This is a genomic window from Bacillus sp. TE8-1, from assembly GCF_008368855.1.
Lineage (GTDB): Bacteria > Bacillota > Bacilli > Bacillales > Bacillaceae_G > Bacillus_A > Bacillus_A cereus.
Genome location: NZ_QPET01000013.1, coordinates 24,384 through 50,204, shown reverse-complemented (window position 1 = coordinate 50,204; position 25,821 = coordinate 24,384). Strand labels below are relative to the sequence as shown.

Here is a 25,821-nt window from a genome sequence, read left to right as displayed (position 1 = left end):
GAGTGAACGGGCGTTCATAATTCATAAGGGGAGCAAATAGATATAAGGAGCAAGGTTGGGAGAATTTTCAGGAAAAGGAGAGAATGTCATGACTGTTATTCGAGGTTTAGAAGGGGTAGTAGCAACAACATCATCTGTGAGCTCTATTATTGATGATACATTAACTTATGTTGGGTATAATATTGATGATTTAGCTGAGAATGCTACGTTTGAAGAAGTAGTGTACTTATTATGGCACCGCAAGCTTCCTAATGAAAAAGAACTAGCGGAATTTAATGAAATTGTATCAGAATACTATAAAGTTCCAGGTGAGATTTTAACATATTTGAAACAAGTAGATTTAAAAATTGCACATCCGATGTCTGTTTTACGAACTGCAATTTCCATGCTATCATTATACGATGAGAGCGCTGAAATTATGGATGAAAAGTCCAATTATTTGAAAGCGGTTAAATTACAGGCGCAAGTCGGAACTTTAGTTGCTGCTTACGCGAGAATCCGTAAAGGTTTAGATATTGTTGAGCCAAGAAAGGATTTATCATTAGCTGCAAACTTCTTGTACATGTTAAATGATCGCGAGCCAAATGAAGTTGAAATTGAAGCTTTTGATAAGGCGCTTGTACTTCATGCAGATCATGAGTTAAACGCTTCTACATTTACTGCACGTGTTTGCGTAGCTACACTTTCAGATGTATATTCTGGTATTACAGCAGCAATCGGTGCATTAAAAGGTCCTCTTCACGGTGGGGCAAATGAGAATGTAATGAAGATGTTAACTGAGATTGGTGAAGAAGAAAATGTAGAGTCATATATTCATAATGCTCTTCAAAATAAAGTGAAAATCATGGGCTTTGGCCACCGTGTGTATGAGCAGGGTGATCCACGTGCAAAACACTTACGTGAAATGTCTAAGAGATTATGCGTGCTTTTAGGAGAAGAGAAATGGTATAATATGTCTATCAAAATTGAAGACATTGTAACAAAAGAAAAAGGTCTTCCACCAAATGTTGATTTCTATTCAGCTTCTGTATACCATTGTTTAGGAATTGACCATGACTTATTTACACCTATTTTTGCAATTAGCCGTATGTCAGGCTGGTTAGCTCATATTCTAGAACAATATGAAAACAACCGTTTAATTCGTCCGCGTGCTGATTATAATGGACCAACGCATCAAGTGTATGTTCCAATTGCACAACGATAAGCGAATAACACTATTTTGATAGTGAAAATACGCTTTCAAAAGTCTGATTTTTTCGGAAAGATGTAATGATTAGAATATTTTAATTTGACTAACGGTTTGAACTGAGGGGTTATTCCCTCAGTTTCATACATATGAAATTTCAAACATGGGGGTTATCACATTGACGACAGGTGAAAAAATTACTGTAACTAATGGTGTTATGAATGTACCAAACAATCCGATTATTCCGTTTATCGAGGGAGATGGAATTGGTCCTGATATTTGGACAGCTGCATCTCGCGTACTAGAAGCAGCAGTTGAAAAAGCTTATGATGGTGAGAAGAAAATCGTTTGGAAAGAAGTGCTTGCAGGGGAAAAAGCATTCAACCAAACAGGCGAGTGGTTACCAGAAGAAACTTTAAACTTAATTCGTGAATATTTAATCGCGATTAAAGGTCCACTTACAACTCCAGTTGGCGGTGGTATTCGTTCTCTAAATGTAGCACTTCGTCAAGAATTAGATTTATATGTATGTCTACGTCCAGTTCGTTATTTTGAAGGTGTTCCTTCACCTGTAAAACGTCCGGAAGATACTGATATGGTTATTTTCCGTGAAAATACAGAAGACATTTATGCTGGAATTGAATATGCGCAAGGATCTCCAGAAGCAGAAAAAGTTCTTGCTTTCTTAAAAGAAGCAATGGGTGTTAATAAAATCCGCTTCCCAGAAACATCTGGTATTGGTATTAAGCCAATTTCAGAAGAAGGGACAAAGCGTCTTGTTCGTGCTGCAATTCAATATGCAATTAACGAAAAACGTTCTTCTGTTACATTAGTTCATAAAGGAAACATTATGAAATTTACAGAAGGTGCTTTCAAAAACTGGGGTTACGAAGTAGCGGAACAAGAATTCGGCGACAAAGTATTTACTTGGGCTGAATACGATCGTATCGTTGAAAAAGATGGTAAAGATGCAGCGAATAAAGCGATGGCAGACGCTGAAGTGGCTGGAAAAATCATCGTAAAAGATTCTATTGCAGACATCTTCTTACAACAAATTTTAACTCGTCCACGTGAGTTCGATGTTGTTGCAACAATGAACTTAAATGGTGACTATATCTCTGATGCACTTGCTGCACAAGTAGGTGGAATTGGTATTGCACCTGGTGCAAACATTAACTATGTGACTGGACATGCTATCTTTGAAGCTACACACGGTACAGCTCCAAAATATGCAGGTTTAGATAAAGTAAACCCATCTTCTGTTCTTCTTTCAGGTGTATTATTATTAGAACACTTAGGATGGAACGAAGCTGCGAAATTAGTAACTGCTTCTGTTGAGAAAACAATTGCTTCAAAAGTAGTAACTTATGATTTCGCACGCTTAATGGAAGGTGCAACAGAAGTGAAATGTTCTGAGTTCGCTAATGAACTTATTAAAAACATGGATGTAGCGATAATCAAAAACGCATAATTAAAGCGGGGGGTAAATTATGACAATCAAACGCAAGAAGGTTTCAGTCATCGGTGCAGGATTTACAGGAGCAACAACGGCATTCTTATTAGCACAAAAAGAACTTGCAGATGTTGTATTAGTGGACATTCCACAACTGGAAAATCCAACAAAAGGGAAAGCGTTAGATATGTTAGAAGCGAGCCCAGTACAAGGTTTTGATGCTAACATTATTGGAACATCTGATTACGCAGATACTGCTGATTCTGACGTTGTCGTTATTACAGCAGGTATTGCACGTAAGCCTGGTATGAGCCGTGATGACTTAGTAGCAACAAACTCTAAAATTATGAAAAGTATTACGCGCGACATTGCAAAACATTCACCAAATGCAATTATTGTTGTGTTAACAAATCCAGTTGATGCAATGACATATTCTGTATTTAAAGAAGCAGGATTCCCGAAAGAGCGTGTAATCGGCCAATCGGGTGTATTAGATACAGCTCGTTTCCGTACATTCATCGCACAAGAATTAAATCTTTCTGTAAAAGACATTACAGGATTTGTACTTGGCGGACACGGTGACGACATGGTACCTCTTGTGCGTTATTCTTATGCAGGCGGTATTCCGTTAGAAACGTTAATTCCGAAAGAGCGTTTAGAAGCAATCGTAGAACGTACACGTAAAGGTGGCGGTGAGATTGTAGGCTTATTAGGAAACGGTAGTGCATATTACGCACCAGCAGCTTCTTTAGTTGAAATGACAGAAGCAATCTTAAAAGATCAACGCCGTGTATTACCAGCTATTGCGTACCTTGAAGGTGAGTATGGTTATAGTGACCTTTACTTAGGGGTGCCAGTAATTCTAGGTGGTAACGGAATTGAAAAAATTATTGAATTAGAACTTCTTGCAGATGAAAAAGAAGCGTTAGATCGCTCTGTAGAATCTGTACGTAATGTAATGAAAGTTCTTGTTTAATAATTGAATAGTAGTGAAAAAGATTCGGGATTCCGAATCTTTTTCTACTATTTACCGAATTGTTTTTTTGAAATAATATGAAAACGCTATCATTTGTAATATCCTATAATGAAACTGTAGATTTATACTATACATTGCCCTCATCATAGTAAATTTCGGATAAGGTATCGCTTTTAGTAGGATAATAAGGTGAAAAAATCGGAGGGGGTTGTAACATGTTAAAGAAAAAAGTTCAAATTGGTCGTAAAATGGATGAAATTACAGTAGGAGAGAAATTATCTATCACTGAAAAAATTGAGGATAAAGATTTGTTATTGTACTTAGGGTTAACGAATGATGCCAATCCATTATATATTCAGCATGATTACGCATCCCAAACTCCGTATGAAAAGCCGATTGTACCAAGCATTATGCTAACGGGAATGATTACAACGGCGGTTACGAAATATTTACCGGGTCCAGGAAGTCATATTACGAGAAAGGACCTTACATTCGTGAAACATGTTCACCATTATGAAACGTTACAAATCCACTTTGAAGTTGTGGCTGTTTCTGAGGAGGAACATACAATTGATATGCTTGTATCTGCTCATGATGAAAAAGGAGAAACTGTTGTGAAAGGTTCATTAACAGTAACGCCACCTTTTAAATCTGTTTCTATTATGGAAAAAGCATTAGATAATTTTTAAAAGATGAAAATATGAATAGCGCTAGCATACCTTTCATAAGGATGCTAGCGCTATTTTTAGTTGAAGAACCCTTCTTTGAACCCTTCAGCAAATTCTGAGCACCCCGTTTTAATCGTATCCCAGCTCGGAGCGTTAAAAGCAAGGATACATGTGACTGCTAAAGATAGAATGGATAGTATTAGTCGCATAATAGATCTCCGTATATTATTAATTTATATATTAAGATTAATAATATACTCATCGGTAATTGAAGTCAATTAAAGGAATGGTTTTTTAGGTAAGGTGGAAAAGAGAAGACGTGATCTTTGAAACGGTAAGAGAAGCTGAAGTGTGGGCAGACCGGGTTGCGAATGGAATGTACGGGAGAGTATTTGATGGATATGAAACACCAGATTATAAAATAGCGTATGCTCTTTCGTTTTTCCTAGCATAAAATTAAGATTTTATAGTTCATACGGAAGTGAGCTTTAAAGAAGAGAGAGCAATCTATAAAGTTTGGCAAAATCCTGTGTAGTTGCAGGTGAATTGTAATTACTTCTATTTTCTCAATTCTACACAAACGATCTCCATGAATAGACAATTATATTGAGAGGGACCTTGTTTTCTAGTATGATGAGAATAACGGGGAAAATACTAGGATGAAGAAGGTTTCAAGTCTATAACTTGGAGGAAAAGAATGAACAATCGTATTTTAGTAGTTGATGATGAGGAATTTATCTTAACTTTAATCGAATTTAATTTACAACAAGCTGGGTTTGAAGTTATAACAGCGATGGATGGAGAAATGGCGCTTCAAAAAGCGACAACAGAACGCCCAGATTTAATTATATTAGATTTAATGCTTCCGAAAATGGATGGTATGGAAGTGTGTAAAGAATTACGATTGCAGCGCGTTATGACGCCGATTTTAATGTTAACGGCAAAAGATGATGAGTTTGATAAGGTGCTAGGCCTTGAACTTGGGGCGGATGATTATATGACAAAGCCATTTAGTCCAAGAGAAGTTGTTGCTCGTGTGAAGGCGATTTTGCGCCGTACGAAATTACAACAAGAAGAACAAGTTGCAGAAGCGCCAGATGAAGATAGCATCACAATTGCAGAACTTAAAATTTTACCGGAGTTTTATGAGGCTTATTTCCAAGGAAGAAAGCTTGAATTAACACCAAAAGAATTTGAACTACTTGTGTATCTTGCGAAAAATAAAAGTCGCGTGTTGACACGTGATCAATTACTAAGTGCTGTATGGAATTACGATTTTGCTGGTGATACACGAATTGTTGATGTTCATATTAGCCATTTGCGCGATAAAATTGAACAAAATACGAAAAAACCGACGTACATTAAAACGATACGTGGTTTAGGATATAAATTAGAGGAGCCAAAAGGGAATGAATAAATTTCGTTCCAGGCTTCTTTTTACATTTGTTTCTCTTATTGTATTTATTTTAGTTGGACTAGGTTTATTACTAGAAACTGTGTTTGAAAACTACTATATAGATCATGCTAAAGAGAGAATGGTAAAAGAGACAGAGTATGTTGCGACGTTAGCAGAAGAGCAAGGTTTTGATAATGTCTTAAAAAATCCATACGTATTTGAAAAGTTAGAAGAAAAAATACCAGCTTCTATCGTATTTTTGGATGAAAAAAAGAAAGTTCAATATAGAAAAGGACAAGAATTGGCATTTAGTCCAGAGACGATTAAAGAACTTTCTTCGGAAGTGGCAAAACAACGAAGTAAAGTAATTACGAAAGAAACGGATCGAAAGAATGAATTTTATCATGCGGTGTTCGTTCAAGATGTAGAAGGAAAACAAGGATACATTTTGGTGAAAAGTATAATTGATCCTTTAAGAGACGTACATCAAAAAACGTGGGGATTATTAATTATCGGATTTGTCATTGCTTGTCTCGTAGTTGTATTTTTAGGTATGAAAATTACAGGGCAATATATTAGGCCAATTGAATCGGTTACGAAAGTTGCAATTGAATTGGCAAAGGGTAATTATAAAGCACGTGCATACGAAAGTCATTCGGATGAAACAGGAATGCTGAGTAAAGCGATTAATATTTTAGCACGAAATTTACAAGAGATGACACTTGAACAAGAAATGCAGCAAGATCGTCTGCACACGTTAATTGAAAATATGGGAAGTGGAATGATTTTAATTGATAGCCGAGGATATATAAACCTTGTAAACCGCTCTTATAAGGAAACTTTCCACGTAACAGATGAAGAATATTTAGATCGCTTATATTATGAATCGTTTCATCATACAGAAATTATTGAGCTTGTAGAAGAAATCTTTATGACAGAAGTGAAAGTGCGTAAACAAATGTTATTGCCACTTGGAATTGAACGGAAGCATTTCGAAGTATATGGAGCGCCGATTATCGGGACAAACCATGAATGGAAAGGGATTGTTCTCGTATTCCATGACATAACAGAGTTAAAGAAATTAGAACAAATGAGAAAAGACTTTTTAGCGAATGTTTCTCATGAATTAAAGACACCGATTACTTCTATTAAAGGTTTTTCAGAAACACTCTTAGACGGAGCGATGGATAATAAAAAATTCTGCGAACATTTCTTGCACATTATTTTAAAAGAAAGTGAGCGCATGCAAGGATTAATTGAAGATTTATTAGATTTGTCGAAGATCGAACAACAAGGATTTAAATTAAATATGGGAACCGTTGATATGAAGGGGCTGCTTGAAGATATTCATATGGTACTTGATAATAAAGCAGGAGAAAAAGAAATCTCTTTACAAGTGAATGTATTAAAACGTGCCTCTGTTATTGGAGATCCAAGTCGTTTGAAACAAATCTTTATTAATTTAATTAATAACGCAATCGTATATACACCGGCTGGAGGCGTTGTTTCAGTAGAGTTAGCGGAAGATAAATATAATGCTTATATAAAAGTATCGGATACTGGAATTGGTATTAGTAAAGAGGAAATTCCGCGTATTTTTGAACGTTTCTACCGGGTGGATAAAGCAAGAAGTAGAAATACTGGTGGTACCGGCCTTGGATTGTCGATTGTAAAGCATTTAGTTGAGGCGCATCAAGGTACGATTACAGTAGATAGTGAAGTTGGAGAAGGGACAACGTTTACAGTTGTTTTACCGAAATCAGCAACTGAAAAATAGGATGAAGGATGTTTACAATATATTAACAATGGCTTAATTAAATATTAATAAAGCTCTGTTAATATAATACATGAAAACCCCTTCATCCAAGGAGTAATTTTGGACGAGAATAGTTAAGCTGTTCTCGTCACTTCCCTTTATGCCAATATAAGTCTGTTTTATATATGAAAGAAAATAGCCGTTATTTTTCTTCTCTCTATTAGTCATGTTAATATAGAGAGAGGAAAGGAACGGTTTTTTTCTGTGAAAAAAATCATTTCAAATTTGTATGGGGAGGTTTCAATTTTGGAAAAAAAGGTCGTATTAGTAGATGGTAATAATATCGCGTATCGTGCTTTCTTTGCACTACCGCTTTTAAATAACGACAAAGGTATACATACGAACGCAATTTACGGTTTTACAATGATGTTAATGAGAATATTAGAGGAAGAAAAGCCAACTCATATGTTAGTGGCGTTTGATGCAGGCAAAACAACGTTCCGTCATAAAACGTATAGTGAGTATAAAGGAGGACGTCAAAAGACTCCACCTGAATTATCAGAGCAGTTCCCGTTTATTCGTGAGATGCTGGATGCGTTCAATGTACCGCGTTATGAATTAGAAAATTATGAAGCGGATGACATCATGGGAACGTTAGCGAAAGAAGCGAGTGAGCAAGGGGCAAGTGTAAAAGTTATTTCAGGAGATAAAGATTTACTTCAACTTGTTTCTGATAACACGCTTGTATGTATTCCGCGAAAAGGGATTACAGAAGTGGATGAATATACGAAAGAAGCTTTATTTGAAAAATACAGCTTATCACCAAAGCAAATTATCGATATGAAAGGTTTAATGGGAGACCAGTCAGATAATATACCGGGTGTACCAGGAGTTGGTGAAAAAACGGCAATTAAATTGTTAACACAGTTTGGAACGGTTGAAGCGGTGTATGAAAATATAGATCAAGTAAGTGGGAAGAAATTAAAAGAAAAACTGGAAGAAAATAAAGAACAAGCTCTTATGAGTAAGGATCTTGCAACTATTATTACAGATGCGCCGATTACAGTTCATGTGGATGATATGGTGTATAAAGGATATGAAGCAAGTGATGTCATTCCAATGTTCGAGAGTTTAGGATTTACATCTCTTTTAAATAAATTAGGCGTTACGCCAGAAGAAACAGCTCCAGCTGAATTAGATGATATTACATTTGATATTGTGGAAGAAGTTACAGAAGAAATGCTTCAGCAAGATAGTGCGCTTATCGTTGAAGTACAAGAAGATAACTATCATAAAGCAGACATTCAAGGTTTCGGTATTCAAAATGAAAATGGATGTTACTTTATTCAGACAGACATTGCTCTTAAGTCAGATGCTTTTAAAGAGTGGCTTGCAGATGGAGAAATGAGAAAGCATACATTTGATGCGAAGCGTGCAATCGTTGCACTGAAATGGAATGGGATAGATATGCAAGGGATTGACTTTGATCTATTAATCGCTGCTTATTTACTTGACCCGGCTGATACAGATAAAGATTTCCGTACTGTAGCGAAAATGAAAGAAACGCATGCTGTGAAATCAGATGAAGAAGTTTACGGAAAAGGTGCGAAACGTGCTGTTCCAGAGTTAAAGGTAGTCGCGGAGCATGTGGCTCGTAAAGTGCATGTATTATATGATGTAAAGCAAACATTCGTTGAAGAGTTAAAGAAGAATGAGCAATATGAACTGTTTACAGAGTTAGAATTGCCGCTTGCACGTGTATTAGCTGATATGGAAGTAAAGGGTGTAAAAGTTGATACAGAGCGTCTTCGTAATATGGGAGAAGAACTTGCGGGTAGATTAAAGGAAATGGAACAGGAAATTTATAAGCTTGCGGGAACAGAATTTAATATTAATTCACCGAAGCAGCTTGGTGTTATTCTGTTTGAGAACTTAAACTTACCGGTTATTAAAAAGACGAAAACAGGTTATTCTACGTCAGCTGATGTACTAGATAAGCTTATGAATCACCATGAAATCATTCCAAATATTTTACATTATCGTCAATTAGGGAAGCTAAATTCAACTTACATTGAAGGTTTACTGAAAGTTGTACATGAAGATTCATCTAAAATTCATACTCGCTTTAATCAAGTGTTAACGCAAACAGGTCGATTAAGTTCAACGGATCCGAACTTGCAAAATATCCCGATTCGATTAGAAGAAGGAAGAAAGATTCGTCAGGCATTTGTTCCATCAGAAGAAGGATGGATTATGTATGCGGCTGATTATTCACAAATCGAACTGCGTGTATTAGCTCATATTGCAAATGATAAAGGGCTAGTTGAAGCGTTCCAACATGACATGGATATTCATACGAAAACAGCTATGGATGTATTTGGCGTTGAAAAAGATGAAGTAACTTCAAATATGAGACGACAAGCGAAAGCTGTTAACTTCGGAATTGTGTATGGTATTAGTGATTATGGTCTTTCACAAAACTTAGGAATTACAAGAAAAGCAGCAGCGGAATTTATTGAAAAGTATTTAGAAAGTTTCCCTGGTGTACAAGAATACATGGAGGACATCGTAAAAGATGCGAAACAAAAAGGATATGTAGCTACATTATTAAATCGTCGCCGTTATATTCCAGAAATTACGAGTCGTAATTTTAACTTGCGTAGCTTCGCTGAGCGTACAGCGATGAATACACCAATTCAAGGTACTGCAGCAGATATTATTAAAAAAGCGATGATTATTATGGCAGATCGTTTAGAAGAAGAAGGATTACAAGCGCGTCTTCTTCTGCAAGTACATGATGAATTAATATTTGAAGCACCAAAAGAAGAAATCGAAAAATTAGAGCAGCTTGTACCTGAAGTAATGGAACATGCGATTGAACTTGCAGTTCCGCTGAAAGTTGATTATTCTTACGGTCCAACTTGGTACGACGCAAAATAAGGAAGTGATGAAATGCCTGAATTACCAGAGGTTGAAAACGTCAGACGGACACTTGAAAATCTTGTAACAGGAAAAACGATTGAAGATGTTATTGTTACTTATCCAAAAATAGTGAAACGACCGGATGATGCAGAAATCTTTAAAGAAATGCTAAAAGGCGAGAAGATTGAAAATATAAAGCGAAGAGGAAAGTTTTTGCTTTTATATGTAACGAATTATGTCATTGTTTCACATTTGCGTATGGAAGGTAAGTTTTTATTACATCAAGAGGATGAGCCGATTGATAAACATACGCACGTCCGTTTCTTATTTACAGATGGAACGGAATTACATTATAAAGATGTGAGAAAGTTTGGTACGATGCATCTCTTTAAGAAAGGTGAAGAAATGAACCAAATGCCTCTTGCTGACTTAGGTCCGGAGCCATTTGATGCTGAAATGACACCGCAGTATTTACAAGAAAGATTACAAAAGACAAATCGTAAAATAAAAGTTGTGCTACTGGACCAGCGTCTTTTAGTAGGGCTTGGAAATATATATGTAGATGAAGTTTTATTCCGTTCTCAAATTCATCCAGAACGAGAAGCTTCGTCTTTAACAGTAGAAGAAATTGAGCGAATTTATGAGGCTACCGTTACAACGCTAGGCGAAGCAGTAAAGCGTGGCGGAAGTACAATTCGGACGTATATCAACTCACAAGGGCAAATTGGTTCGTTCCAAGAACTCCTAAATGTATATGGGAAAAAGGGAGAGCCGTGCGTAACTTGTGGCACGATATTAGAAAAAACAGTTGTTGGCGGGCGAGGAACGCATTACTGCCCAATTTGTCAGCCTAGAATATAGAAAAGAGATAACATCGGATAGGCATTTGTCATATACATACAGCAGAGCTATGTATAAGGGAGGAGCTTACCGATGTACCTTTATTTATCTCTTATTTTATTAGCTTTTACATTAAGCTTAGATAGCTGTAGTGTAGGGCTAACATATGGTTTAAGAAGCGTAAGAATTCCACTAAGATCAATTATAATTATCGGAATGTGTTCAGCGGCTGTTATGCTTGTTTCAATGGGAATTGGACATATGATCGCGAAAGTATTTTCACCTGTTATCGCAACGCGTATCGGTGGGCTTGTTCTTATTGGAATAGGGATTTGGGTATTATATCAATTTTTTCGAAGTGAGAGAAAAGAAGAACCGAAGCAAGAGGAGAAGGTCTGGAAATTAGAGATTGCCTCGCTAGGCCTAGTGATTCAAATTTTACGGAAACCGACTGTTGCAGATTTTGATAAATCAGGCACCATTTCTGCAGGAGAAGCATTACTTCTTGGTATAGCTCTTTCTGTAGATTCATTTGGTGCCGGAATTGGTGCATCTTTATTAGGGTATGCACCCGCTATGATGGCGATATTAGTTGCAGTTATGAGTTCTTTGTTTTTATTTATTGGAATGAAACTTGGAACGGTTTTATCAAATATGAAGTGGTTACAAAAATTTACATTCCTGCCTGGAGTATTACTCATCATTATTGGAATTTGGAAAATGTAAGTATGGGCGTGGAACATTAGTTTCGCGCCTTTTATTATGAGGAGGATTATTATGACAGTAGTAATTGGATTAACGGGAGGCATTGCAAGCGGAAAAAGTACAGTATCAGAAATGTTTCGTGAACTGAGCATACCAGTTATTGATGCAGATATTATCGCAAGAGAAGTTGTAGAGCGAGGAAAACCAGCATATAACAAAATAGTAGAAGTATTTGGAACGGAAGTGTTACAAGAAGATGGAGAATTAGATCGTCCAAAACTAGGAAGTGTCGTTTTCTATAATGAAGAAAAACGATTGCAGTTAAATAAAATTGTTCATCCTGCAGTGCGTGAGGAAATGAATAGGCAAAAGGAAATGTACATAAAAGAAGGTATGCAAGCGGTTGTGTTAGATATTCCTCTCTTATTTGAAAGCAAATTAACAAGTCTCGTTGACCGCATTTTAGTTGTAGCGGTTAAGCCGCATACGCAATTAGAACGTTTAATGAAACGAAATAACTTTTCAGAAGAAGAAGCAACAGCTCGTATTCAATCTCAAATGCCGTTAGAAGAAAAAGTGGAAAATGCAGATGAAGTGATAAATAATGATGGCACAATTATGGGAACGAAAACACAATTGCAGGTAATTTTAAAGAAGTGGAACATTATTGACTAAAAAATTGTGAAATTAATGAAAATGCTTAGTGACATATCCCCTTTTTGTGTTATACTATTATTGGGATTGGAGATAAATAGTATAACGCATTCAAGGGGGATAACATATTATGACTCGTGTGGCAATTAATGGATTTGGACGTATTGGGAGAATGGTATTTCGTCAAGCAATAAAAGAAAGCGCATTCGAAATTGTAGCAATCAATGCAAGCTATCCATCTGAAACGTTAGCACACTTAATTAAATATGATACAGTTCATGGCAAGTTTGACGGAACAGTAGAAGCATTTGAAGATCACTTATTAGTTGATGGAAAAATGATTCGCCTTTTAAACAACCGCGATCCAAAGGAATTGCCTTGGACAGATTTAGGTGTTGAAGTTGTAATTGAAGCAACTGGTAAATTTAATTCAAAAGAAAAAGCAATTCTTCACGTTGAAGCTGGAGCGAAAAAAGTTATTTTAACAGCGCCTGGTAAAAATGAAGATGTAACAATTGTAGTTGGTGTGAACGAAGACCAATTAGATATTACAAAACATACTGTTATTTCAAATGCATCTTGTACAACAAATTGTTTAGCGCCTGTTGTGAAGGTGTTAGATGAGCAGTTTGGAATTGAAAACGGTTTAATGACGACAGTTCACGCTTATACAAATGACCAAAAAAATATTGATAACCCACATAAAGATTTAAGAAGAGCACGTGCTTGCGGACAATCAATCATTCCAACAACGACAGGTGCTGCGAAAGCGCTAGCAAAAGTTCTTCCACATTTAAACGGAAAACTTCATGGTATGGCACTTCGTGTACCAACACCAAACGTGTCTCTTGTTGATTTAGTAGTAGATGTAAAACGCGATGTGACAGTTGAAGCTATTAACGATGCATTCAAAACTGTTGCAAACGGTGCGTTAAAAGGTATTGTAGAATTCAGCGAAGAGCCTTTAGTATCTATCGACTTTAATACAAATACACACTCAGCTATTATCGATGGTTTATCTACAATGGTAATGGGTGATCGTAAAGTGAAAGTACTTGCTTGGTATGATAACGAGTGGGGCTACTCTCGTCGTGTTGTAGATCTTGTAACGTTAGTTGTTCAAGAGTTAGCGAAACAAGAAAATGTGCAACACATTTAAGTGAATAAGGGAGGAGAGGGCAAGGCAATATTTGCCCTCTTTTTTTAATTTTTTCTGAAAAGGAAAAAAATTATATGAGTATATTTTAAAAAGTGGACATACCACGAAACGTTGTGATTACTGCATTTGTGAATCGTTTATTTTTTTTAGGGAAAAGTAAAGAGGAAAATATGACAGAAAATCGAAAAAACTGTTGTTGCAAAATGAAAATAAACAAAGTATACTAACACTCGTAAACTTAAGAGCTGAGGTACGTAGTCACTACTTAAAGGGTTAGGACCTCTCTGGACTAACTTTCCCCCGTGGTAGTGGAGCAAGCCAAATTGCAAATTAGTTTTCAATTCGAACAGTTAGAATAAATTTACAAGGGGGAACTGTAGAATGGATACTATGGATACGATGGGTCGTCACGTGATCGCTGAACTTTGGGATTGCGATTTCGACAAGCTTAATGACATGCCGTATATTGAACAATTATTTGTGGATGCAGCACTAAGAGCTGGTGCTGAAGTGCGTGAGGTTGCTTTCCATAAATTTGCACCACAAGGTGTAAGTGGAGTAGTAATTATCTCAGAATCACATTTAACAATTCATAGCTTTCCGGAGCACGGTTACGCAAGTATTGATGTTTATACTTGTGGGGATCGTATTGATCCAAATGTTGCTGCAGAATATATTGCAGAGGGTTTAAACGCGAAAACGCGTGAGAGCATCGAGCTTCCTCGAGGCACTGGTAGCTTCGAAATTAAGCAGAGAGAAACAAAAGCTCTTTAAAAAAGAACATAATTGATTTAAAATGTAAAGAGGTGTATAATGCACCTCTTTTTTAGTTTATAAAAAAGGGAAAATATAACGTACTCGTTAGTTGAATAAATTGGACTCTTGCAAATGAGGTAGTGCCCTATATACCATCTTATTTTTAAGGATGAGATGATAAAGTGATGCGCTGGAACTTAAAGTGGTAAGAGAGTTAGAATGAGTTATATAATATTGTATATATATTTTAGGTGAAGTGAGTAGAGAAAAATAAAGAGTATAGTGTAAAGGAGTGAATGAATTGCGTTGTCCATCCTGTTCTCATAATGGTACAAGAGTGTTAGATTCGCGTCCGGTAGACGAGGGGCGCTCTATTCGAAGAAGGAGAGAGTGTGAAAGCTGCTTAAGTCGCTTTACGACCTTTGAAAGGGTAGAAGAGTCACCTCTTATCGTTGTAAAAAAAGAAGGCACACGAGAAGAGTTTAATAAAGAAAAGATTTTACGCGGTTTAATTAAAGCGTGTGAAAAAAGACCAGTATCTTTAAGACAATTAGAAGAAGTAACACAAAGCGTGGAACGTGAACTGCGTAATTTAGGTATATCAGAAGTGAAAAGTGATATGATTGGTGAAATTGTTATGGAAGAACTTCGCGATATTGATGATGTTGCTTACGTACGTTTTGCTTCTGTATATCGTCAATTTAAAGATTTAAATGTATTTATTGAAGAATTAAAAGATATACTGCAAAAAGAAAGAGAGTAGAAGTTGTATTTTATTCTCTTTACATACCGTAAGTAATAGGATAAGAGAGCTAGAAGCGCAAGCTAATAGCTCTTTTTCACTAAGAATTTATATAATGAAGATAGAACGAATGAAGTAGAGGATAGATTGGATGAGAGAAAGGAAAAGCAAGAATGGAAAAACAGTCATGGATGGAGCTATTGCCGATTGATCGTTATAAAGTAAGTGCGAAAGGACTACTGCACAATTACGACCGAAAAGTGTTAACGATGTTGTATCAGCCGTTAATAGGTAGTAGAGCTTTTAGCTTATACATGACACTATGGGGAGAGCTTGAGCAAGATCGTGTATTTGGAAAAGAGAATACGCATCATTCCCTTATGGTGACTATGCAAATGCAACTTCCTGAAGTATATGAGGAACGAGTAAAGTTAGAGGCAATTGGGCTTTTGAAGGTATATATTAAGAAAGAAAAAGATATTCGAATGTTCATATATGAGTTGCAACCACCTTTATCTCCGAAGCAGTTTTTTGATGATATTGTTTTAAGTATCTTTTTATACAATCGATTGAGCAGGACAAAATATAATCAAGTAAAGCAATATTTCTTAGAAGAAGAATTTGATTTTGCTTCTTATGAAAATGTTACGCGTTCTTTCAATGATGTGTTTGGTTCGTTTAATCCAGGACAGCTTGAGCATGCGCAAGAAGACCTTCGTATTCCAAAAACGACAACTATGCCAAGTAACGAGAAGGGAGACGCTCCGAAAGTTTGGAATGATTTCTTTGATTTCTCTTTATTTGTAGATGGATTGTCCGCTCTTGTTCCTAAAAAGGCGATTACAGATCAAGTGAGAGACTGCGTTATAACACTTGCTTACGTGTATGGTGTAGATGTGTTATCGATGCAAAATATCGTTCTTGGTGCAGTGACAGAGATGCAAACAATTGATATGGAAAGGCTTAGAAAAGGAGCGCGCGATTGGTATCAATTTGAAAATGGTCAAGCATTACCGGTATTAAGTGAAAGAGTACAGCCTCATGCTGCACGTACGATGAAAGAGAAAGAGCCTTCATCGCAAGAGGAGATGCTAATAAAGCAGCTAGAGGAAATCTCACCAAAACAACTATTGAAAGAGATTTCTGGTGGTGCAGAGGCAACGAAAGCGGACTTGCAGATCGTTGAAGATGTCATGATTAATCAAAAATTGACACCAGGAGTTGTGAATGTACTTATTTATTACGTTATGCTACGCTCAGATATGAAACTTGCGAAAACGTATGTCGAGAAGATTGCTGGGCATTGGGCACGTAAAAAGGTCGGTACAGTAGCGGACGCGATGGCGTTAGCGAAAGAAGAGAACCGTCAATATCAAGAGTGGGCTGAGACGAAGAAAAAAGGCCGTACGGCGAAGAAAACGGTGCGGAAAGAAATGGTGCCAGATTGGCTTAAGGAAGAAGAGCCGAAAGAACAAGAGAAAGAAACAGAGAAGAAAGATGTAAGTGTAGAAAAAGATGCAAGTACGCTAGAAGATGAAAGAAAACGACTAGAAGAAGTGTTAAAAAAATATAAGCGTGATTAATAGAAGAGAATGAACGCTCTTTGAGGTGAGAAAATGGAGCATATTCAAAATTCATTTGCAAAATTAATGGAAAATGAAAACTTTAAAAATAGATATGAAGTATTAAAGGCAGAAGTAATGGCGCATCCGCGTGTGAAAGAATTTATAGACGAACATAAGGGTGAAGTAACGACTTCTATGATTGAGCGCAGTCTTGTGAAGTTATATGAATATATTGGACAAAGTGTAGGTTGCGTGGATTGTCCGGATTTAGGCTCATGTAAAAATATGCTACAAGGGTACGAGCCAAAGCTTGTTATTCAAGGGAAGATGATTGATATTCAATACGATCGCTGCGTTAGAAAAGTAGCGCATGACGAGAGAAAGAAATATGAAAAACTTGTTCAAAGTGTATATATGCCAACGGATATTTTACAGGCAACTATGGAAAACTTAGATCCTTCTGATTTAAATGCACGTATCGATGCGATTGGTGCAGCGAATGAATTTTTAAGTACATATGAACCAGGTAAAAAAGCACAAGGTTTATATTTGTACGGTAAATTTGGTGTAGGAAAAACGTATTTGTTAGGAGCAATAGCGAACGAGCTTGCTCGAAAGAAAATAAGTTCGATGCTCGTATACTTCCCGGAATTTTTACGTGAAATTAAAAGTTCAATTCAAGATAATTCGATTGGTGAGAAGATTGATGCGGTTAAACGCGTACAAGTTTTAATGTTAGATGATATCGGGGCAGAAGCGATGTCAAGCTTCGTCCGTGACGATGTACTCGGTGCAATCTTACAATTCCGTATGTTAGAAAACTTACCGACGTTCTTTACGTCTAATTTTGATTTTAAACAACTGGAACACCATTTAACGTATACGCAGCGTGGCGAGGCTGAAGAAATGAAGGCAGCACGTATTATGGAACGAATTAAATATTTAGCGAAACCAATTCCGATTGGTGGGAAAAACCGTCGTCATAAGTAAAAGAGCAAGCTGAGAAGCTTGCTCTTTTGTATTATAGTGATATTTTCTTTTCAAATATGAGGTCGAAATATTCAGGTTGTCCAGAACTGCCAATCGTAGGGGCAATAATCTGTACGAACCTCCAGCCATTTCTAGCATGTTCTTGAATAATTTCTTGGTAGTCTTCAGCTGGTTTTGAGCGAGTGAACCCCCAATGTAATTCGATTTTTACGAATTTATATTCAAACATTCGGATACCCCCTTTTATTGATAAGTAAAGTATACAATAAAAATTCATAGTAGCTTGTATCATTTTTTTCTCCCTCCCTTAATATATATAAAATTAGCAAGCCATATTGAGTGGATTTTCTAACGATAGGAAATGTAATTCTACTAAGAGTGAACTTCACGCGGAACGGACTCTTATAGGATTTGTAACGTATAGATACAGTCCTTTAGAGCGGGGATAAAAGGGGGGACAAAAGTGATTGAAATTTGCTTCGAAGAAAAAAATGATGCTATGCACGTATATAGACAATTGCTGAAAAGAGCGGAAGTATTATATAAGGAAACGAGTGTGTATTTACAGGAACAAAAAGTGGTGATTCACATACCAGTACGTGAATCGAATTATATTGAAAAGATCTTATTGCCAGTAATGGTGTATTTCATTGTGAATGTGAAACAAAATGAGTGGATTTATACGATTTTAAAAGAAAAGTTTTTTTATGAAGAACAAGAAGAGTGTCATCAAATATTGCACATGGCACATGAGATTTTAAAGGGAAGAAGAAAAGGTGTAGCTCAGGATTTAACGCGTAACGCATTTGAGTCATATATTAAGTCTTCTTTAAATAATTGGCTTTGTGATCCGCTCTCATTCTCGTTTTCATCATATATCCGTTTTCGTCTTCGTACATATAGGGAAATGGTGGCTAAACTTGCGGAAGTGGCAATTGATGAATATAAGATGGAGCAAGAATACCAAATGTTCATTGAGACGCTTCGGCAACAAGTAAGTAGCCGTAAATCACGTTTGTCTTGCATGCATCTTATTTTTGATGAAAGCTTTATCTTTTATGATGATAAAGGTAGACGTTTAAAACAGGAGAAGTTGGTCCAATATATAGATGAGGAATTATTAAAGCAAAATGATGTATATATTGATACGAAAGTAATTGCGCCGCTTCTTTCTATTTCGCCCAAAAAGATTTATTTATATACGAAAGAACAAGACCATAATATGATAATTACTTTGCGAAATGTGTTCCAAGAACGGGTCCAATTACATGGATTACATGATTTTGAGCGCAATGTGAAAAATTTAAAAAATAAAGGTAACGCCCTTGATTTTCTAAGTTTTTGAGCATATAATTACCTACATAAATGAAATATATTGAAATGTCATGATGAGGACATGAGTAGTTTTCTACGATTTTCAGAGAGGGAAGCCTTAGGGTGTGAGCTTCCTAGTACGGGATTATTACTTACCACCTCTAAACTTTAGCAGTGAACGGTTTTTCTAGTAATTGCTAACGGACAACACCGTTATGTTGAACTTGAGCAATTAACAATTATGTTAATTGGAACAAGGGTGGAACCACGAATTCAACACTCGTCCCTTTTTACGGGATGAGTGTTTTTTATTTTGAGAAAAAGAGGAGTGACCAGTGATGGCAGATGTAGTTAAAATTACTTTCCCTGATGGAGCTGTGAAGGAGTTTCCAAAAGGCGTAACAACTGAAGAAATCGCAGCTTCTATTAGCCCAGGCTTAAAGAAAAAAGCTGTAGCTGGAAAATTAAACGATGAGATGATCGATCTTGTTACACCAATCGAAGAAGATGGTGCAGTTTCTATCATTACATTAGATTCTGAAGATGGCCTATATATTTTACGCCATTCAACAGCCCACCTTTTAGCACAAGCGTTAAAACGTTTATATAAAGATGTTAAGGTTGAGCTCGGCATTGGTCCAGTAATTGAAAATGGCTTCTACTACGATATTGATATGGAAGAAGCAATTACAGTTGAAGACTTCAAGAAAATCGAAAAAGAAATGCAAAAAATCGTGAACGAGAACTTAGAAATCGTTCGTCATGAAGTACCACGTGCAGAAGCAATTCGTCGCTTTGAAGAAATCGGCGATGAGTTGAAATTAGATTTAATTAACGATCTTCCAGAAGATGCAGTTATTTCAATCTATGAGCAAGGCGAATTCTTCGACCTTTGTCGTGGTGTTCACCTTCCATCTACAGGGAAAATTAAAGTGTTTAAATTATTAAGCGTTGCAGGTGCTTACTGGCGCGGCGATAGCAATAATAAAATGCTACAACGTATTTACGGTACTGCATTCGTTAAGAAAGCGGAATTAGATGAGCACTTACGTATGCTTGAAGAAGCGAAAGAGCGCGATCACCGTAAATTAGGTAAAGAATTAAAACTATTTACTAATAGCCAAAAAGTAGGACAAGGTTTACCACTTTGGTTACCAAAGGGTGCAACAATTCGTCGTATTATCGAGCGTTATATCGTTGATAAAGAAGCAAGCTTAGGCTATGATCACGTATATACTCCAGTACTAGGAAGCAGAGAGCTTTATGAAACTTCTGGTCACTGGAACCACTACCGTGATGGCATGTTCCCATCAATGGAAATGGATAACGAAGAATTAGTTCTTCGTCCAATGAACTGTCCTCATCATATGATGGTTTATAAAAATGATATTCACAGCTACCGTGAATTACCAATCCGTATTGCGGAACTTGGAACAATGCACCGTTATGAAATGTCAGGTGCGTTATCTGGATTACAACGTGTACGCGGAATGACTTTAAACGATGCGCATATTTTCGTTCGTCCAGATCAAATTAAAGAAGAGTTAAAACGTGTTGTAAACTTAACTCTAGAAGTGTACAAAGATTTCGGTTTAGAGAACTACTCATTCCGTCTATCTTACCGCGACCCAGCAGATACTAAAAAGTATTATGCGGATGATGAGATGTGGGAAAAAGCACAAGGTATGTTAAAAGAAGCTATGGATGAAATGGGTCTTGATTACTATGAAGCTGAAGGTGAAGCGGCATTCTACGGTCCAAAACTTGACGTTCAAGTTCGTACTGCTCTTGGAAAAGACGAAACACTTTCAACTGTACAATTAGACTTCTTGCTTCCAGAACGCTTTGAATTATCATACGTTGGTGAAGACGGTAAACAACATCGTCCAGTTGTAATTCACCGTGGTGTTGTATCAACTATGGAACGTTTTGTAGCCTTCTTAATTGAAGAATACAAAGGTGCATTCCCAACATGGTTAGCTCCAGTTCAAGTACAAGTAATTCCAGTTTCTCCGCAAGTACATTTAGACTATGCGAAGAAAGTACAAGACGAATTGCGTCGTGCTGGTATCCGTGTTGAATTAGACACTCGTGAAGAGAAGATCGGTTACAAAATCCGTGAAGCACAAATGCAAAAAATTCCGTACATGCTTGTAGTAGGTGACAATGAAGTAACTGAAAACGGCGTAAACGTACGTAAATATGGTGAACAAAAATCAGAAACAATCGCATTAGATGCTTTTGTTGACATGATTAAAGTAGAAGGAAAACGATAAGAAAAAGCCGCGGTATACCGCGGCTTTTTTATGTAATATACTTGAGGAAAATTAGAAAAAATAACCATGTAACACTTATCATAAAAAAGTATTGCAAGTATGTTAGTTGTTTGTTACAATATTTCTTGTTGTTAGTAAAACACATCGCGTCTTCTTGACAGACGTCATGTCCTATGATAAACTCATCAAGGATAATAGAATATTGTTTTGTGGAACAAGTAGAAGCACCCGCTTCTCACCTGATGGACGCATTCGCAGTTAACAGGTAAATGTATTTCTTACTTAAGATTTTACAAGTGTGGGTGTCGTATGCCCGCACTTTTTTTGTTCGGGTTCTATGACTACAAAATATGTTCTGAGAAAACCTTGGAGGTGGCTTACTATTAGCAAGGATATGATGATTAACGAGCAAATTCGTGCACGTGAAGTACGTTTAGTTGGCGCAAATGGCGATCAACTTGGAATCAAGTCTCGTAATGACGCTTTAGACTTAGCTGCAAATCTTAATCTTGATTTAGTATTAGTTGCTCCAAATGCGAAACCGCCAGTATGCCGCATTATGGACTACGGTAAATTCCGCTTTGAGCAACAGAAGAAAGAAAAAGAGCAGCGCAAAAATCAAAAAGTAATTAGCATGAAAGAAGTTCGTTTAAGTCCAACAATTGATGAACACGACTTTAACACAAAACTTCGTAATGCTATCAAGTTTTTAGAGAAAGGCGACAAGGTTAAAGCGTCAATTCGCTTTAAAGGACGTGCCATTACTCATAAAGAAATCGGTCAACGTGTTTTAGATCGCTTCTCAGAAGCTTGTGCTGAAGTTAGTACAGTTGAATCTAAGCCTAAAATGGAAGGACGCAGTATGTTCTTAGTTTTAGCACCGAAAAACGATAAGTAATAGATAGAGGAGGAAATACCTATGCCTAAACAAAAAACTCATCGCGGCGCTGCAAAGCGTTTCAAAAAGACTGGATCAGGTAAACTGAAACGTTCTCACGCTTACACAAGCCATTTATTCGCTAACAAATCTACAAAAGCTAAACGTAAACTACGTAAAGCTGGTGTAGTAAGCGCTGGTGACTTCAAACGCATTCGTCAAATGCTTGACAACTTAAAATAAGTTCGGCTGATATATAGAACAATTAGGAGGTAATATTATGCCAAGAGTAAAAGGTGGTACAGTTACTCGTCAACGTCGTAAAAAAGTAATTAAATTAGCAAAAGGTTACTACGGTTCAAAAAATACATTATTCAAGGTTGCTAACCAACAGGTTATGAAATCTCTAATGTATGCATTCCGTGACCGCCGTCAAAAGAAACGTGACTTCCGTAAATTATGGATTACACGTATCAACGCAGCAGCTCGTATGAATGGTCTTTCTTACAGCCGCTTAATGCACGGTCTTAAAAATGCTGGCATCGAAGTTAACCGCAAGATGCTTGCTGACTTAGCTGTTCATGACGAAAAAGCTTTCGCTGAATTAGCAACAGTTGCAAAAAACAACATTAACTAATTAATTAGTTGAAACCTTAGAAGAATTTTCTTCTAAGGTTTTTTTATTTGTATTCAAATAGAAGTTAGAAGTGAAAGAAATTCTAAAGATTAACGGCTATGTTGTTATCAATATGACAAAATCAATATAAAAGTTATAGCAGTATAGAAGAATATACATATGAAGTCAGGAGAATACTCCTGGCTTTTTTCAATTCTGCCCGTTTGGAAAGAAGAGTATCTTTCCTAGCTGAAACGACACTGCTATAATGGAAAGATGATATGGAACTTTCATCAGATGAACAATTTAAGAGCGATGACTGAAACGTATTTGTAAATTAAGGACAAGCTATTTTATAAAGAGTTAGATAGCTGACTTATTCATAAGAACTGAAACATAATAATGAACTTTGAGATGAAACAACATTGTTGCGTAAAATGCGATGTTGGAGGAGGACAATAGAATGGACTTACTACAACTATTTAAATTACAAAAAGAATTAGATGACCGTATTGCAAAAGAACATGACTTACAACCGAAAAAATTATTAAAAGAAAAAATGTTAGCTCTTCTTGTAGAAATTGGAGAACTTGCAAATGAAACACGTTGTTTTAAATATTGGAGCAACAAACCAGCATCAGAACGTGAAGTAATATTAGAAGAATACGTAGATGGTTTGCATTTTATTTTATCAATCGGAATTGATTTAGGTATTGATAAAAACTTCCTATTCTATAAATGTGCACAGACGAATAAAACACAAGTGGAAATTTTCTTAGACACATATGCGAAAGTAATTCGTTTTACAGATCAACCATCTATTACAAACTATATTGAATTATTTACGAGCTATCTTCGACTTGGACAAGCACTTGAATTTGAACAAGAAGAGATTGAAAAAGCATATTTAGATAAAAATGAAGTAAATCATCAGCGTCAAACACAAGGATACTAATTTAATTTTTGAATATTTCAATTTAATTATTGTATAATGAATTGACTGAAGAAAAAGGAGGGTGTTGGCAATGACAAAATTAGACGCGACATTGACAATGCTAAAAGAATTAACAGATGCACGTGGTATTGCTGGTAACGAGCGTGAACCACGTGAAGTAATGAAGAAATATATCGAGCCGTTTGCGGACGAACTTTCTACTGATAATTTAGGGAGTTTAGTTGCGAAAAAAGTAGGGGAAGAAAACGGCCCGAAAATTATGGTTGCAGGTCATTTAGATGAAGTTGGATTTATGATTACACAAATCGATGACAAAGGTTTCCTTCGCTTCCAAACGGTTGGTGGCTGGTGGTCACAAGTTATGCTTGCGCAACGCGTGACGATTGTAACGCGTAAAGGAGATGTAACAGGTGTAATTGGTTCAAAACCACCGCACATTTTACCTCCAGAAGCTCGTAAAAAGCCAGTTGAAATTAAAGACATGTTCATCGATATCGGTGCTTCTAGCCAAGAAGAAGCGATGGAGTGGGGCGTACGACCAGGAGATCAAGTTGTACCTTACTTTGAATTCCAAGTGATGAAGAATGAAAAAATGTTACTTGCAAAAGCATGGGATAACCGAATCGGTTGTGCAATTGCAATTGACGTATTAAAACAATTAAAAGATGAAAAGCATCCAAACGTTGTATATGGCGTTGGAACTGTACAAGAAGAAGTTGGTCTTCGTGGCGCAAAAACATCTGCGAATTATATTAAACCAGATATCGCGTTCGCAGTAGATGTTGGTATCGCTGGAGATACACCGGGTGTAACGTCAAAAGAAGCACAAAGTAAAATGGGCGATGGACCACAAATCATTTTATATGATGCTTCTGTTATTGGACATACAGGTTTACGTGATTTCGTAGTTGATGTTGCTGATGAATTACAAATCCCGTATCAATATGATTCAGTAGCAGGCGGAGGAACGGATGCGGGTGCGATTCACATTGCTGTAAATGGTATTCCTTCTATGGCAATTACAATTGCAACGCGCTATATCCATTCTCATGCGGCAATGTTACATCGTGATGATTATGAAAATGCAGTGAAGTTAATTGTAGAAGTTATTAAACGTCTTGATAAAGAGGCTGTACATAACATTACATTTAATTAATAGAAAAAGCGAAGGAGCTTCTCCTTCGCTTTTTTATGTTTTAAAAAGGCCGTTCTAATCCCGCTGCAGTATGAGCACCTAAAATAATTAAACGAGTTAATTGCATCGCCATAAAATGTGGGGTATATATCATTCCTTTTTTTAACCATGACATAATCATTCCGATGTGAGCCCCTGTCACATAACTAATCAAAATATCACGAGGAACCATAAGATCTTCATCATCTGGTTGTGAAATAGACAAGCTTAATGTTAAATGCACTTGTATTGTTTTCATCATTTTATAAGAGTAGTTTCCGGCAGCTTTATCCCCAAGCATAACGTTATAAAAGTTTACATTTTCTGCGATATGTTCGAATAAAGCCAAAAATGTAGGATGAGGTGAATCAAATGTAAGTTGAAAATCTTCTTTATTTCTATTTTTCGGTTTAATTACTTCTGCTAGCTTCTCTAACATTTCTTCAATGCTTTTGTCTAATAGGTCATATTTATCATGGTAATGGCTATAAAATGTAGCGCGATTTACAGGAGCGCGTTCTGCGATATGTTGCACAGTTACATTTTCAAAGCCTTTTTCGCCTACTAAAGCGACAAAAGCATCCTGAATGAGTTGTCTCGTTCGCTTTACACGTGGATCATTTGTATTTTTAATAGACATTTTCCTTCTCCTCGTTTAATTTTCTATACTTAAACAACATATTGGTATTATATTGTTGTTTAAGCAACATTTCATACGTAAATTGTCGGTTGTAGATTCAAAATAATTATTTATAATTATAAACGATAGTCCTTCAGAAATCAGCACCGCTCGCAGGTAGAGAAGTTTCGATTTACGCTGCAGATGGTGTGATTTTTTTGT

General features: G+C 36.5%; 25 protein-coding genes, 1 pseudogene and 2 other annotated features. Of the genes and pseudogenes, 23 read left to right on the top strand and 3 right to left on the bottom strand.

Features of this window, described 5'->3' with window-relative positions:
- Positions 1-55 precede the first annotated feature (55 nt).
- From citZ to DN404_RS11055, 4 genes are all read left to right on the top strand, one after another.
- Entirely contained in the window at positions 56-1,204 is a 1,149-nt protein-coding gene (gene citZ, locus DN404_RS11070; protein ID WP_000503652.1) for a citrate synthase, read from the top strand.
- A gap of 160 nt (positions 1,205-1,364) precedes the next feature.
- Positions 1,365-2,657: an NADP-dependent isocitrate dehydrogenase gene (gene icd / locus DN404_RS11065; RefSeq protein WP_149215070.1), complete on the top strand. Its 1,293-nt coding sequence runs from the start codon at positions 1,365-1,367 to the stop codon at positions 2,655-2,657.
- A gap of 19 nt (positions 2,658-2,676) precedes the next feature.
- The gene (gene mdh / locus DN404_RS11060; protein ID WP_000153232.1) at positions 2,677-3,615 is read left to right on the top strand and encodes a malate dehydrogenase; all 939 of its coding nucleotides are present in this window, start codon (positions 2,677-2,679) and stop codon (positions 3,613-3,615) included.
- Positions 3,616-3,830: 215 nt separating this feature from the next.
- Positions 3,831-4,304, top strand: a complete 474-nt coding sequence (locus DN404_RS11055) for a MaoC family dehydratase (RefSeq protein WP_000914180.1) — start codon at positions 3,831-3,833, stop codon at positions 4,302-4,304.
- A 56-nt stretch (positions 4,305-4,360) separates the two neighbouring features.
- Here DN404_RS11055 and DN404_RS30950 read toward each other — a convergent pair whose 3' ends face one another.
- Complete coding sequence (locus tag DN404_RS30950; protein ID WP_001237022.1) at positions 4,361-4,492, bottom strand: hypothetical protein; 132 nt, start codon at positions 4,490-4,492, stop codon at positions 4,361-4,363.
- Between the two features lie 110 nt (positions 4,493-4,602).
- Between DN404_RS30950 and DN404_RS30945 the strand changes: the two are divergent.
- The 12 genes and pseudogenes from DN404_RS30945 to dnaI all read left to right on the top strand — a co-directional run bounded on the left by DN404_RS30945 (position 4,603) and on the right by dnaI (position 17,768).
- Positions 4,603-4,818: pseudogene (locus DN404_RS30945) on the top strand (hypothetical protein).
- Between the two features lie 162 nt (positions 4,819-4,980).
- Positions 4,981-5,700, top strand: a complete 720-nt coding sequence (gene phoP / locus DN404_RS11050) for a two-component system response regulator PhoP (protein WP_001065220.1) — start codon at positions 4,981-4,983, stop codon at positions 5,698-5,700.
- On the top strand, positions 5,693-7,456 hold the full coding sequence (gene phoR, locus DN404_RS11045; protein WP_001032106.1) for a sensory box histidine kinase PhoR: 1,764 nt from the start codon (positions 5,693-5,695) through the stop codon (positions 7,454-7,456). The genes phoP and phoR overlap by 8 nt, the downstream gene beginning before the upstream one ends.
- A gap of 285 nt (positions 7,457-7,741) precedes the next feature.
- On the top strand, positions 7,742-10,375 hold the full coding sequence (polA, locus tag DN404_RS11040) for a DNA polymerase I (protein ID WP_149215069.1): 2,634 nt from the start codon (positions 7,742-7,744) through the stop codon (positions 10,373-10,375).
- A 12-nt stretch (positions 10,376-10,387) separates the two neighbouring features.
- Positions 10,388-11,218, top strand: a complete 831-nt coding sequence (gene mutM / locus DN404_RS11035; RefSeq protein WP_001114478.1) for a DNA-formamidopyrimidine glycosylase — start codon at positions 10,388-10,390, stop codon at positions 11,216-11,218.
- A 72-nt stretch (positions 11,219-11,290) separates the two neighbouring features.
- Positions 11,291-11,923: a sporulation membrane protein YtaF gene (gene ytaF / locus DN404_RS11030; protein WP_000281747.1), complete on the top strand. Its 633-nt coding sequence runs from the start codon at positions 11,291-11,293 to the stop codon at positions 11,921-11,923.
- A 51-nt stretch (positions 11,924-11,974) separates the two neighbouring features.
- Complete coding sequence (coaE, locus tag DN404_RS11025; protein WP_016123436.1) at positions 11,975-12,577, top strand: dephospho-CoA kinase; 603 nt, start codon at positions 11,975-11,977, stop codon at positions 12,575-12,577.
- Positions 12,578-12,686: 109 nt separating this feature from the next.
- Complete coding sequence (locus tag DN404_RS11020) at positions 12,687-13,715, top strand: glyceraldehyde-3-phosphate dehydrogenase (RefSeq protein WP_000198975.1); 1,029 nt, start codon at positions 12,687-12,689, stop codon at positions 13,713-13,715.
- A 390-nt stretch (positions 13,716-14,105) separates the two neighbouring features.
- Complete coding sequence (gene speD / locus DN404_RS11015; protein ID WP_002003660.1) at positions 14,106-14,489, top strand: adenosylmethionine decarboxylase; 384 nt, start codon at positions 14,106-14,108, stop codon at positions 14,487-14,489.
- A gap of 283 nt (positions 14,490-14,772) precedes the next feature.
- Positions 14,773-15,234 carry a transcriptional regulator NrdR gene (gene nrdR / locus DN404_RS11010; protein ID WP_001203687.1) on the top strand — a complete coding sequence of 154 codons (462 nt, stop codon included), beginning with the start codon at positions 14,773-14,775 and terminating at the stop codon, positions 15,232-15,234.
- A 152-nt stretch (positions 15,235-15,386) separates the two neighbouring features.
- Entirely contained in the window at positions 15,387-16,796 is a 1,410-nt protein-coding gene (locus tag DN404_RS11005) for a replication initiation and membrane attachment family protein (RefSeq protein WP_074618857.1), read from the top strand.
- A gap of 33 nt (positions 16,797-16,829) precedes the next feature.
- Positions 16,830-17,768 carry a primosomal protein DnaI gene (dnaI, locus tag DN404_RS11000; protein WP_000400104.1) on the top strand — a complete coding sequence of 313 codons (939 nt, stop codon included), beginning with the start codon at positions 16,830-16,832 and terminating at the stop codon, positions 17,766-17,768.
- Positions 17,769-17,799: 31 nt separating this feature from the next.
- On the opposite strand, the gene DN404_RS10995 is transcribed toward dnaI, so the two are convergent.
- Positions 17,800-17,997: a DUF4177 domain-containing protein gene (locus DN404_RS10995; protein ID WP_149215085.1), complete on the bottom strand. Its 198-nt coding sequence runs from the start codon at positions 17,995-17,997 to the stop codon at positions 17,800-17,802.
- Between the two features lie 234 nt (positions 17,998-18,231).
- Between DN404_RS10995 and ytxC the strand changes: the two genes are divergently transcribed.
- The 7 genes from ytxC (at position 18,232) to DN404_RS10960 (ending at position 24,962) form a co-directional block, all read left to right on the top strand.
- A complete protein-coding gene (gene ytxC, locus DN404_RS10990) occupies positions 18,232-19,113 on the top strand; it encodes a putative sporulation protein YtxC (RefSeq protein WP_000569628.1) in 882 nt (293 codons plus the stop codon).
- A 31-nt stretch (positions 19,114-19,144) separates the two neighbouring features.
- Positions 19,145-19,373: a binding site (T-box leader), on the top strand.
- A gap of 47 nt (positions 19,374-19,420) precedes the next feature.
- The gene (thrS, locus tag DN404_RS10985) at positions 19,421-21,358 is read left to right on the top strand and encodes a threonine--tRNA ligase (RefSeq protein ID WP_000786083.1); all 1,938 of its coding nucleotides are present in this window, start codon (positions 19,421-19,423) and stop codon (positions 21,356-21,358) included.
- Positions 21,359-21,568: 210 nt separating this feature from the next.
- Positions 21,569-21,689: a sequence feature (ribosomal protein L20 leader region), on the top strand.
- Between the two features lie 63 nt (positions 21,690-21,752).
- Positions 21,753-22,256: a translation initiation factor IF-3 gene (gene infC, locus DN404_RS10980; protein ID WP_000973215.1), complete on the top strand. Its 504-nt coding sequence runs from the start codon at positions 21,753-21,755 to the stop codon at positions 22,254-22,256.
- A 21-nt stretch (positions 22,257-22,277) separates the two neighbouring features.
- Positions 22,278-22,478, top strand: a complete 201-nt coding sequence (gene rpmI, locus DN404_RS10975) for a 50S ribosomal protein L35 (RefSeq protein WP_001125945.1) — start codon at positions 22,278-22,280, stop codon at positions 22,476-22,478.
- Between the two features lie 37 nt (positions 22,479-22,515).
- Entirely contained in the window at positions 22,516-22,872 is a 357-nt protein-coding gene (gene rplT / locus DN404_RS10970) for a 50S ribosomal protein L20 (protein ID WP_001138362.1), read from the top strand.
- A gap of 442 nt (positions 22,873-23,314) precedes the next feature.
- Complete coding sequence (locus tag DN404_RS10965) at positions 23,315-23,806, top strand: dUTP diphosphatase (protein ID WP_000365050.1); 492 nt, start codon at positions 23,315-23,317, stop codon at positions 23,804-23,806.
- Between the two features lie 70 nt (positions 23,807-23,876).
- Positions 23,877-24,962, top strand: coding sequence for a M42 family metallopeptidase (locus tag DN404_RS10960; protein WP_000163555.1), 1,086 nt, complete (start codon positions 23,877-23,879; stop codon positions 24,960-24,962).
- Between the two features lie 40 nt (positions 24,963-25,002).
- Here DN404_RS10960 and DN404_RS10955 read toward each other — a convergent pair whose 3' ends face one another.
- Entirely contained in the window at positions 25,003-25,620 is a 618-nt protein-coding gene (locus tag DN404_RS10955) for a TetR/AcrR family transcriptional regulator (RefSeq protein WP_000023660.1), read from the bottom strand.
- Positions 25,621-25,821: the final 201 nt, after the last annotated feature.